This window comes from Winogradskyella sp. 266wxhm (genome assembly GCF_058964685.1).
Genome location: NZ_CM179559.1, coordinates 3,668,674 through 3,679,859, shown reverse-complemented (window position 1 = coordinate 3,679,859; position 11,186 = coordinate 3,668,674). Strand labels below are relative to the sequence as shown.

The following is an 11,186-nucleotide window of genomic DNA, read 5'->3' as shown; positions in this document are numbered from 1 at the left end:
AACCTTATATTCATTGATAGACTATGAGATTACATTTTTTAACCTTTTTTATAATATCGACATTAAATTTTATGAGTGCACAGCATATAATTCCAAAAAATATTGAAACACAAGTAAACAAAGCTTTGGATTATTATCCGCAATTGGATAGCACACATATAGAATTCAAGTTCAAAAAAAACATAAAAAAATCTACAATGCAGGCCAGACCTACTTTTGGTAGTTTCTTTAGAAGTAAAAAGAATAGACGTTATGTAATTTTAATAAGTGAGAAATTCAAAATATCTGATAAAGAATTTAAAACTGTTGATATGCCTTCAGATATATTTGTGGGTTGGATTGGTCATGAGTTAGGTCATATTTTAGATTATCAAAATAGAAGTAATTTTAATCTAGTTTGGTTTGGAATTAACTACTTACTCTCTCAAAATCATATTGTTGAAGCAGAAAGAGCTGCGGATTCTTTTGCAGTAAATCAAGGTATGGAATCTTACATTCTGAAAACGAAAGATTTCATATTAAATAATGCCGATATTAATCAAACTTATAAAGACAGAATAAAAAGATATTATTTGTCTCCTGAAGAAATTATAGAGTTAGTGAAAGAACGAGAAGACCTGCTTCAAGCCAATTAATTATTAACAAAATCCTCCCAATCTTTGAATTTGTCTTCATTCATAACGCGTTCCATTTTTACTTGTCCACCTTTCTTTTTGTTATGTGCGTTCCAGTCGTAAAAAACTTCAGGCGAAATGACTTTTACTTTTACTCCTTTTAAAGCTTTACTTCTTGCTACTTTGTAATTTTTATTCGCGTTTTTTAGTGCTTCATCAAGAGCATTAGCCACAGATTCTTCATCGGGATTTTCAATTTCCGAACCCAAATACCAATAATGATAAAATTCACCATCCTCTTCACTTCGCTTTGCACAAATGGTATATTCAGGAATTTTAGTTTTAAACTGCTCTTCCAGTTCTCGCATAGCAGCATCCATTTTATTTACCGACAATTGCGAACCTACGGTATTTAAAAAAAATTTAGTTCGTCCTGTGATTTTGATTTCAGCACGTTCAACATCTGTAAATTCGATGGTATCACCAATAAGATAACGCCAAGCTCCACTCACTGTGCTTATAATTAATGCATAATCTTGATTCGTTTCAACTTCCGCTAAAGTTAACGAAGGTGCTTCGTCTGTAAGTGAGCCGTCTTCATTAATATATTCAGGTTTGAATGGTACAAATTCAAAATAAATACCATTATCTGTATTCAATTGCATAGCGTCAGTTTCGGGACGCACTTGAGTTGCTATATAACCTTCTGAAGCCAAATAGGTATCTATGACGGTAACTGGTTTGCCCATCAAAGCATTAAAACTTTTTTCATAAGGCCCAAAAGCGACACCTCCTGAAGTATAAACTTGAAGATTCGGCCAAATTTCATGTATGTTTTTCAAATCATGATGTTCAATCACTTTTTGAAGCATTAGTTCTATCCACGACGGAATTCCGCTCAACGCTCCTATATCCCACTCCTCTGCTCTTTCCGCAATAGTTTGTACACGTTCATCCCAATCATCTATTTTAGCAACGTCTTTTCCAGGTTTATAATAACCACTAAACCACGACGGAATATTACTAGCACTAATACCACTAATTTCTCCTTCGAGATGATCATTGTTTTCCTGTAAATCTGTTGAGCTTCCCAACATCATGATATCTTTTTCAAAGAAATCTGCTGGTAAATCAAAGTTCTTGAGAGCAAAAACTTGTTTTATTCCTGCTTGCCTAATGGCTTCAATCATTTCATCAGTCACAGGAATTCGTTTGCTGGTTTTTCCTGTAGTACCAGAACTCAATGCAAAATAATTAGGATTCCCTGGCCAAGTAACATCAGACTCACCTTCATGCAACTTATGCCACCAAGCCTCATTAATTTTATTGTAATCAAAATATGGAATCTGTTTCGCAAAAACTGTTTCAACTTCATCAGACTCTAAAATTGTTTTAAAATCATAATGCTTACCGAATTGGGTATCTTTTGCTTTTGTCAATAAATCTTTAAGTACATTTTTTTGAGCTTCAACATGATTCACCTCTTTCGAAACAAAGTCTTTGAGATAAATTGCTCCTTTAATGATATGTCCGATAAATGCCATTTTGAATTTTTTTAAGCTGCTATTTTTCTACATTCTTCTGCACACGCTCTACAAGATTCTTCACAAACTTTACAATGTTCATGATGATGTGCACTACAATGGTCTGCACAATACTCACATATTTCAGCACACAACAAAGAATATTGCTTTGCATAAGCACTATCTGCAGCCATCATCTTTATACAAATATAACAAGCATCAACACACTGTACACAACATTTTGGACAGTCGTTCATACTTTCCATACCTGCCATTTCAACCAAACAGTTTTGGCAATCGATTAAACATTTTTGACAGGCTTCTATACATTTTTGATATGCGCTATTCATAATATATTTGATTAGTTATACTACACGAAATTATAGTGATAAACTGTCAATTGATAATACTATCCATAAAACTCTTGACCCATTTAATAAATACAAAGTGTTGTTCATTGAAATTTTATAAATTAAACAAAATCATAGATGTTTTAACTTTTAAATCAATTCAGAATGAAAGAATGGTTTACTACAAACAATATTACTTTATCAGCTATAATATTAACGGCATTAGGAATTTACATTGCACTCGTTTTATTAACACGATTAAGCGGTAAACGAAGTTTCTCCAAAATGTCTAGTTTTGATTTTGCGATTACCGTTGCAATTGGTTCAATACTAGCTTCAACCATATTATCCAAATCTGTTGTGCTTCAAGATGGTATTATTGGTCTTCTGATATTATATATAATTCAAATAAGTGTTGCATATGGAAGACGGTGGGAAACCATCCGAAAACTAACAGACAATAAACCTACCTTATTAATGAAAAATGGTGAGATTCTAGAAGACAACTTAAAGAAATGTAAAGTCACTATTTCAGATTTAAAAGCCAAACTTAGAGAAGCCAATGTTATACAGATTTCTGAAGTTAAAGCTGTTGTATTTGAATCTACAGGTGATATATCAGTGCTTCATGGTTCTGAAGATAAAAAGGTTGATGATTGGTTGCTCGATTTTTAAAAGTTCCTCATAAAATTCATTAATTTTGCGCATCAATTTTTTAGTCATCAAAATATAATCACAATGAAAAATACAGCGCTTACCGATACTCACATTGCTCTTGGAGCTAAAATGGTTCCTTTTGCAGGTTACAATATGCCAGTACAATACGAAGGTGTAAATATTGAACATGAAACGGTAAGAAGTGCTGTTGGTGTTTTTGATGTCTCTCACATGGGTGAATTTTTGGTTGAAGGACCAAATGCTCTAGAGCTAGTTCAAAAAGTAACCAGTAATGATGCTTCAAAACTAACGGTTGGAAAAGCACAATACAGCTGTATACCAAATGAAACTGGTGGAATTGTTGACGATTTAATCGTCTACAGAGTTAAAGAAGACACTTACTTATTAGTGGTAAATGCAAGTAACATTCAAAAAGATTGGGACTTTATAAGCTCTAAAAATGATGTTGGTGCAACATTACGAGATTTAAGCGAAGATTATTCTCTATTAGCTATTCAAGGTCCAAAAGCTGTAGAAGCTATGCAAGCATTAACTAGTCATGATTTATCTGAAATAAAATTCTACAATTTCGTAGTTGGTGATTTTGCAGGAATTGAGCACGTAATTATTTCTGCTACGGGTTATACCGGAAGTGGTGGTTTTGAGATTTACTGTAAAAACTCTGAAGTAAAACAAATCTGGGATAAAGTGTTTGAAGCTGGTGCTGCTTATGGCATAAAACCTATTGGTTTAGCTGCAAGAGATACACTTCGTCTAGAAATGGGTTACAGCCTTTACGGTAATGATATAGATGATACAACATCACCCTTTGAAGCTGGATTAGGCTGGATTGTCAAATTCACAAAGCAATTCACCAACTCTGATAACCTTGCCGAATCGAAAAAACATATTTTAAACAGAAAATTGATAGCTTTTGAATTGGACGAAAAAGGAATTCCAAGACAAGGTTACGATATTGTTGATTCTAACGGGAAGCAAATAGGAAAAGTAACTTCTGGAACAATGTCTCCTTCTCTTAAAAAAGGCATCGGTTTAGGATATGTATCTCCTGTGTTTTCAGATTTTGGAAGCAAGATCCATATTCAAGTTCGTAAAAAAGCAATTCCTGCAACTGTTGTGAAATTACCATTTTACAAAGGGTAATGTCATTTTTAAGTGTCGATTGATTAATGAAGCAGGATTTAAATAAACATCGCATACTTATACTTGGTGCTAGTGGCTATTTAGGCAATGCTATATATAAAGAATTAGGACCTTACTTTAGAACTTTTGGGACTTATAGAACACCTAAAAAAGAGTTTGAAAAGAATAAACAGTTTTTTCAATATAATGTTGAAGAAGATGATGTTTATGAAATATTGGAAGCCTGCAAACCATCTATTATTATCTCAGCACTTCGTGGTGATTTTCATGCACAGACCATTGCGCATCAACACATAACGGAGTATGTTATTGAATCTGGATGTAAAATTATATTCTTGTCTTCTGCTAATGCTTTTGATGCTTACAGTAAATTCCCCAGTTATGAGCTAGACAAAACGCTAAGTCATAGTATTTATGGTCATTTCAAAATCAAAATAGAAAACATGCTATTGCGCTTACCCAAAAAGCAAGTTGCTGTTTTAAGATTACCAATGGTTTTTGGTTCTAAAAGCCCAAGAATACTAGAAATAAAACAATTAATTTCCGATAAAGAACCTATAGAAGTATTTCCTAATCTTATAATGAATGTGACATTAGATAAAAAAGTGACACAACAAATTCATTATATCATTAACAGAAATAAGCATGGTGTTTTTCACTTGGGCAGTACAGATTTAGTGCATCACGACGACTTTATAAAAGATGTACTTAGTTTTATTTCAGATAAAAAAGTAATCCTAAAACAAGTCTACACCACAAATGAAGACCGATATTTAGCCGTATTACCAAAGTTTAATAAATTACCAAAACACTTACAAATTACCAGTTCTACGGTTTTAGAAGAACTTCAGAAATAAGCTTGTCTATACGCTTCATATTTAGTACTTTTCGATAAACTTATTTTATGAAATTAGACGAAGCAACTATAGAAAAAAAACTACTTCGATTTCCAGATTGGGAATATTTTGAAAACGCTATCCATGCCGAATTTGAGTTTGACAATTTCAAGGATTGTTTTAGTGCCATGAGTAGAATTGCTTTTGAATGTGAAGCTCAAAATCATCATCCAAACTGGACAAACGTTTACAATGTTCTTAAAATTTCACTTTCCACACACGATGCAGACGGTGTTACCGATAAGGACTTTAAATTAGCTGAAGCTATTGAGGCTATTGTAGAGGTTGAAGAGTAAAAGATTACTAAATGAAACAAACTTTTGCTCTTTTATTTAGCTTCACATTTTTTATTTCAACTTCTCAAAATGATAAATTCTGTAATGAGCTAATAAAAGTTAACGACATCATACAAAGCTCTCATTTTAGTCCTAAGCCATTAAACGACAGTTTATCTAAACATGTTTTTTATCTTTTTTTAGACAAGATTGATGAAGACAAACACTTCTTTACCGAAAATGACATCTCTGATTTTAAAAAAGATGAATTTTTAATTGACGACCATATCAAAGATAAAAACTGTCTTTTTTTAACTAAATACAATACAACTTTAAAAAGCAGAATCCAAGATTCTAGAGACGTATTGGAATCTCTTAGAAACGTTAATTTAGATTATAGTGGTATTGATAGCTTACATTATTATTCTAAAAAAGATTATTCATATTTTAAAAACGAAAAAGCTCAAAGAAAATTTTGGAATAAAAAAGTTCGATACAAAATCTTAAGAAAATTAGTAGAAAATGATTCAATTTATTCTAATATTTCATCCAACTTCAAATCTTTAGAATCATCAATAAAACAAAAGGTAATTGATAATGAAATCTGCCTTCTTAACGATTTAGAACAAACTAAAGGCTCTTTATATAATTATGTAGAAGAAGCTTTTTTAGATGCTTTATTAAAATATCAAGATCCTAATTCGGCTTACCTAAGTAGTTCTGATAAGAATATGTTTGAACAATCTGTCGGAAATTCTCAATTATCTTTCGGAATAACCACAACCAAGAAGAGTAACGGAGATATTACAATTGCACATATTTCAGCAGGTAGCTCAGCTTTTAAAAACGGGAACTTTGAAGTTAATGACATCATTATTTCCTTAGATAGTGGAAGCGAAATCATTGAAACCTATTGCACTTCTAACGAAACTATACTAAACTTTTTAAACAATTCAGAAAACAAATCCGTATCATTTAAAATTAAGAAAAAGAACGGCGAAATAAAGAATATTAAACTCGTTAAAAATGTTGTTAATATTGAAGCAAACACCATAACTGGCTTTATTATAAAAGACGAAGTTCACAATATTGGCTATATTAACATCCCTAGTTTTTATACAGACTTAGAGTCTATTAACGGATTGGGAGTTAGTAATGATGTTGCCAAACAGATTTACAAACTCCAAAAACAAAATATCGAAGCCCTCATCTTAGATTTGAGATTTAACGGAGGTGGTTCTATGAAAGAAGCAGCTGACTTATCTGGAATGTTTATAGACCGAGGACCAGTAGCAATATCTGCTATTAGAAATGAGAACAATTATACTATAAGAGATCCTAATAGAGGTACAATTTTCAGCAAACCTATAGTTATATTAGTAAATCAGTTTAGTGCTTCTGCTTCAGAGTTTTTTGCTGGTGCTATGCAAGACTATAATAGAGCTATTATTGTTGGCTCAGTAACTCATGGAAAGGCAACATCACAAACCATAATGCCGCTAAATAACTCAGAAAACACAGCTTTTGTAAAATTAACCATGGGTCAGTTTTACAGAGTTACAGGAAAAAGTCATCAAGGTATCGGAATAAAACCAGACATATCATTACCAAACATTTACGATGGTTACAAAACCAGAGAAGAATATTTGGCTTACACATTACCAAATTCAACTGTTGATGTCATCATGAAACCAAAGGTAAAGGCTAAAAAAAATATAGACGGCATAAAACTTCAAAGTGAAGAAAGGGTGAATAAAAGCATAGCTTTCAAAGCCATAAAAGACTTTAATGCTGTATTTATAAACAATTACGTTTATAGAGAAGGTTCTTACCCACTTTCATTAGATTTCATTTTTAATGATGACCAAAATTATTTTGAAGCCTACAGTAATTATGAAGAAGCTATGGATAAAACAAAAGTTGTTTATGAAGTAAGAAATACCGATTCTACAAATGAAATATTATCATACAATTCTGAAGATAAAGAACTAAATAAAAATCTTAAAGAATCAATAGCTAAAGACCCTTATATTCAGGAAGCTTATTATATTGCAAACTCTATACTAAATCAATAAATTAACATTCAACATGAAACATTTTTTTATCATTTTTATTTTTTTATTAGCCTTCTCTGTTAATGCTCAAAAGTTCGATACTGCTGTAGATTATTTAGAATTTGTAGGTGAACAACAAGAAGGAATCACAAAAAAAATGTGGAAATACACTAAAGCAATAGCCCACAGCAAAAGTGACCGAAATGTTGAAAACAAAAGAAAAAGTCTACTAAAAACACTAGATAAGGCCATTGAAAATATCAAAAAAGCACCTGGTTATGATGGTAACGAATTTAAAGGACAGCTTTTAGATCGCTTAAGATTCAACAAAAACTTGCTCAATAATGATTATGCAAAAATTATTGATATGAAAGAAGTTGCCGAACAATCCTACGATTTAATGGAAGCCTACATGATGGCTCAAGAAATGGCAGATAAAAAGCTTGAAGAAACTCAAGAAGAATATGAAGCTAATTATTATGTCTTTGCTAATAAGCACAATATAAAAATAGTTGAGAGCGAAACAGACCTAGGAAAAAAGATGACTTTATCAAATGAAGTTTTTGGCTATTACAAAAAGCTTTATCTCATTTACTTTAAAGTATACATTAATGAAGTGTATTTAATGGAAGCTTTAAATAACAATGATGCTAATGCTATACAACAAAATGCAAACGCATTATCTGAGAGCGCCAAAGAAGGTCTAGAAATACTGAAAAGTGTTGAAAACTACAAAAATGATAAATCAATTGTAATGGCTACAAAAAAAGCATTTGAGTTCTTTATTGATGAAGCAGATAATAAAATGCCTATTCTAGTAGATTTTCTTGTATCAAAAGAAGATTTAGAAAAGACACAAACAGCTTTAGAAAAAACACCACAAAAAAAACGTACCCAAGAACAAATTGACGGCTATAATGCTCTAGTGAATAAATACAATAAAGGTGTAAAAGATTATAACAAGATTAACACTGAATTGAACAACAAAAGAGAAACTGTTATAAACAACCTTAATAATACCAATCAAAACTTTTTGAAAAAACATATTCCTAATGATTAATAGATTTATTTAAATTTGTTATTCTAAATTTTCAATTTTAGATACATTCAATTAATTAAGAAAACAAAAATATTTTAATACATGGGAAGAGCTTTTGAATTTAGGAAAGCAAGAAAAATGAAACGTTGGTCTGCCATGAGTAAAGCCTTTACTCGTATTGGTAAAGACATCGTAATGGCTGTAAAAGAAGGTGGTCCAGACCCTGACAGTAACTCGCGTCTTAGAGCTGTAATACAGAACGCAAAGTCTGTAAACATGCCAAAAGACAATATTGAACGTGCTATTAAGCGTGCCTCAGATAAAAGTCAAGGTGATTATAAAGAAGTGATTTTTGAAGGTTATGCACAACATGGTATTGCTGTACTTATAGAAACTGCAACAGACAACAACACACGTACGGTTGCAAATGTGCGTTCATACTTCAATAAAACAGATGGTAGTTTAGGTACTTCGGGATCTGTTGTTTTTATGTTCGATCACACTTGTAATTTTAAGATTAAAGGTGATGGTTTAGACTTAGAAGAATTAGAGCTAGAGCTTATAGACTTTGGTGTTGAAGAAATTTTTGAAGACACAGATGAAGACGAAAATGGCAACGAAGTTACCAGTGTAATGATTTATGCTCCTTTTGAAAGTTTTGGCAATATTCAATCGTATTTAGAAGAGCATAATATTGAAATCATTTCATCAGGTTTTGAACGTATACCTCAAGTCACTAAAAAATTAACTCCAGAGCAAGCTGAAGATGTTGAAAAACTTTTAGAAAAACTTGAGGAAGATGATGATGTACAAAACGTATATCACACTATGGAAGAATCAGAAGAATAATATTTCTGATATATAATTTACAAAGAGGGTTTTATACCCTCTTTTTTGTTTCTATATAAATTCAAAAATTGATTAATTTTAGATAAAAACTATCAATTGACTAATTACAAAACATTACAAACTAAACGATTAATCATTAAACCCATTTCTATAGAGGATGCTGATTTCATTTTGGAATTAATGAATTCACCAAAATGGAAAAAGTACATTGGTGATAGAAATATTAATTCTACAGAAGAAGCTCAACAATACATTTCAGAAAGAATGTTGCCTAATCTAGAGAAGTATGGCTATTCAAATAACGTAGTCATTAGAAAAGAAGATAATGTAAAATTAGGCACTTGTGGATTGTATAAAAGAGATGGCTTAGAAGTTGTAGATATTGGTTTTGCATTTCTGCCACAACATGAAGGCAAAGGTTATGCCTATGAAGCTGCTAACAAGCTTATAGAGGCTGCTTATTCAGATTTTATTATCTCTGAACTCAGCGGATATACATTGGAAGAAAACACGTCTTCTAGAAAACTATTAGAAAAACTAGGGTTTTCATTAATAGGTAAAACATTCATACCAAATGACAGCGAAGAATTATTACATTATCACAAAGTTCTAAATCAATAATTTTAAATGCTTACATTTATTAAAAATAGCTACTAAAATGAAATTTCTATCATATCTATTCATTCTCGTTTTTCTAATAACTCAAGTTCAGGCACAGCAATTGGTTTTAGAAGCACCTTTAGATAGTAATGTTAGTGAATCCTCAGGGTTAATTTATCTCAATAATACACTCATCACTCATAACGACTCTGGTGGTAATAACGAACTTTACGAAATTGATACCTCTACTGGCAATATCTCTAGAACTGTCACCATCTCTAACGCTACAAACGTAGATTGGGAAGATTTATCTCATGACGATACGTATATATACATTGCTGATTTTGGGAACAATCAAGGTAGTAGAACTGACTTAAAAATTTATAGAATATTAATTACTGATTATTTTGCAAACACCAGCGTAACAGCAGATGTTATTAATTTTAGTTACAGTGATCAAACGGACTTTACACCTAGTTCTATGAATACAAATTTTGATGCTGAAGCTTTAGTTCACTACAACAACAACTTGTATATTTTTTCCAAAAATTGGATTGATTGGCAAACCAATATTTATCAATTACCAAAAACACCTGGAAATCATAGTATATCAATTATTGATTCTTTTGACAGTGAAGGTTTAGTTACTGGTGGAATACATAACACCATTAATGATAATATTATGCTTATAGGATATGATGCAGAAGGAACTTTCATAACCGAACTCTCTGGTTTTAGTTCTGGTTTATTCACTAATGGTACAATTACGAAATCTTCGGTTATGGTACCTACGGGTTATTCATTTCAAACGGAAGGTATAGCGACTTTTGGTGAAACAGATTATTACATCACTTCTGAAGCATTTTTTGGAACAGCTTCAGGGTTGTTTAGCTTCAATACATCTACACTATCCAATGAAAATTTTGATGAAGATGATATTATTTTTTACCCTAATCCTGCTAAGGACAGTATTATTATAAATGAAGAAAATAGCACTTTCAAAATTTATGCTATTAATGGACAACTTATGAAATCTTCAACTAAAAGAGAAATTAATATTTCTGATTTAGAAGCTGGTACTTATTTAATAAAAATTGAATCGGAAACAAATAAGAAAACTATAACTAAAAAACTAATCATCAAGGATTAAAACAACCAGTCTAGA

General features: G+C 31.5%; 12 protein-coding genes. 10 read left to right on the top strand and 2 right to left on the bottom strand.

Annotated elements, in window-relative coordinates:
* The first annotated feature begins 71 nt into the window (after positions 1-71).
* Entirely contained in the window at positions 72-635 is a 564-nt protein-coding gene (locus AC2H4K_RS16665; RefSeq protein ID WP_281139402.1) for a hypothetical protein, read from the top strand.
* Here the strand turns inward: AC2H4K_RS16665 and AC2H4K_RS16660 are convergent.
* Positions 632-2,158 carry a GH3 family acyl-acid amido synthetase gene (locus AC2H4K_RS16660; RefSeq protein ID WP_281139403.1) on the bottom strand — a complete coding sequence of 509 codons (1,527 nt, stop codon included), beginning with the start codon at positions 2,156-2,158 and terminating at the stop codon, positions 632-634. The genes AC2H4K_RS16665 and AC2H4K_RS16660 overlap by 4 nt on opposite strands.
* Positions 2,159-2,169: 11 nt before the next feature.
* A complete protein-coding gene (locus AC2H4K_RS16655) occupies positions 2,170-2,487 on the bottom strand; it encodes a four-helix bundle copper-binding protein (protein ID WP_281139404.1) in 318 nt (105 codons plus the stop codon).
* A 165-nt stretch (positions 2,488-2,652) separates the two neighbouring features.
* On the opposite strand from AC2H4K_RS16655, the gene AC2H4K_RS16650 reads away from it, so the two are divergent.
* The 9 genes from AC2H4K_RS16650 to AC2H4K_RS16610 all read left to right on the top strand — a co-directional run bounded on the left by AC2H4K_RS16650 (position 2,653) and on the right by AC2H4K_RS16610 (position 11,171).
* Positions 2,653-3,162 carry a DUF421 domain-containing protein gene (locus AC2H4K_RS16650; protein WP_281139405.1) on the top strand — a complete coding sequence of 170 codons (510 nt, stop codon included), beginning with the start codon at positions 2,653-2,655 and terminating at the stop codon, positions 3,160-3,162.
* A 63-nt stretch (positions 3,163-3,225) separates the two neighbouring features.
* Entirely contained in the window at positions 3,226-4,308 is a 1,083-nt protein-coding gene (gene gcvT, locus AC2H4K_RS16645; protein ID WP_281139406.1) for a glycine cleavage system aminomethyltransferase GcvT, read from the top strand.
* A gap of 26 nt (positions 4,309-4,334) precedes the next feature.
* A complete protein-coding gene (locus AC2H4K_RS16640) occupies positions 4,335-5,165 on the top strand; it encodes a sugar nucleotide-binding protein (RefSeq protein WP_281139407.1) in 831 nt (276 codons plus the stop codon).
* Positions 5,166-5,212: 47 nt separating this feature from the next.
* The gene (locus AC2H4K_RS16635; protein ID WP_281139408.1) at positions 5,213-5,500 is read left to right on the top strand and encodes a 4a-hydroxytetrahydrobiopterin dehydratase; all 288 of its coding nucleotides are present in this window, start codon (positions 5,213-5,215) and stop codon (positions 5,498-5,500) included.
* An 11-nt stretch (positions 5,501-5,511) separates the two neighbouring features.
* Entirely contained in the window at positions 5,512-7,554 is a 2,043-nt protein-coding gene (locus tag AC2H4K_RS16630) for a S41 family peptidase (RefSeq protein ID WP_281139409.1), read from the top strand.
* Between the two features lie 13 nt (positions 7,555-7,567).
* Entirely contained in the window at positions 7,568-8,593 is a 1,026-nt protein-coding gene (locus tag AC2H4K_RS16625) for an LIC11966 family surface protein (protein ID WP_493742638.1), read from the top strand.
* Between the two features lie 81 nt (positions 8,594-8,674).
* Positions 8,675-9,421: a YebC/PmpR family DNA-binding transcriptional regulator gene (locus tag AC2H4K_RS16620; protein WP_281139411.1), complete on the top strand. Its 747-nt coding sequence runs from the start codon at positions 8,675-8,677 to the stop codon at positions 9,419-9,421.
* Positions 9,422-9,517: 96 nt separating this feature from the next.
* Positions 9,518-10,042 (top strand): GNAT family N-acetyltransferase, encoded by a 525-nt coding sequence (locus AC2H4K_RS16615; RefSeq protein WP_281139412.1) that lies wholly within the window; start codon positions 9,518-9,520, stop codon positions 10,040-10,042.
* 37 nt (positions 10,043-10,079) lie between these two features.
* Positions 10,080-11,171 carry a T9SS type A sorting domain-containing protein gene (locus AC2H4K_RS16610; RefSeq protein WP_493742637.1) on the top strand — a complete coding sequence of 364 codons (1,092 nt, stop codon included), beginning with the start codon at positions 10,080-10,082 and terminating at the stop codon, positions 11,169-11,171.
* Positions 11,172-11,186 lie beyond the last annotated feature (15 nt).

Bases quoted from the DNA above. Each gene is read 5' to 3' on its own strand.
- AC2H4K_RS16620 (WP_281139411.1), top strand. From the start codon at position 8,675: ATGGGAAGAGCTTTTGAATTTAGGAAAGCAAGAAAAATGAAACGTTGG.
- AC2H4K_RS16665 (WP_281139402.1), top strand. From the start codon at position 72: ATGAGTGCACAGCATATAATTCCAAAAAATATTGAAACACAAGTAAAC.
- AC2H4K_RS16635 (WP_281139408.1), top strand. From the start codon at position 5,213: ATGAAATTAGACGAAGCAACTATAGAAAAAAAACTACTTCGATTTCCA.
- AC2H4K_RS16625 (WP_493742638.1), top strand. From the start codon at position 7,568: ATGAAACATTTTTTTATCATTTTTATTTTTTTATTAGCCTTCTCTGTT.
- AC2H4K_RS16660 (WP_281139403.1), bottom strand. From the start codon at position 2,158: ATGGCATTTATCGGACATATCATTAAAGGAGCAATTTATCTCAAAGAC.
- AC2H4K_RS16655 (WP_281139404.1), bottom strand. From the start codon at position 2,487: ATGAATAGCGCATATCAAAAATGTATAGAAGCCTGTCAAAAATGTTTA.
- AC2H4K_RS16610 (WP_493742637.1), top strand. From the start codon at position 10,080: ATGAAATTTCTATCATATCTATTCATTCTCGTTTTTCTAATAACTCAA.
- AC2H4K_RS16650 (WP_281139405.1), top strand. From the start codon at position 2,653: ATGAAAGAATGGTTTACTACAAACAATATTACTTTATCAGCTATAATA.
- AC2H4K_RS16640 (WP_281139407.1), top strand. From the start codon at position 4,335: ATGAAGCAGGATTTAAATAAACATCGCATACTTATACTTGGTGCTAGT.
- gcvT (WP_281139406.1), top strand. From the start codon at position 3,226: ATGAAAAATACAGCGCTTACCGATACTCACATTGCTCTTGGAGCTAAA.
- AC2H4K_RS16630 (WP_281139409.1), top strand. From the start codon at position 5,512: ATGAAACAAACTTTTGCTCTTTTATTTAGCTTCACATTTTTTATTTCA.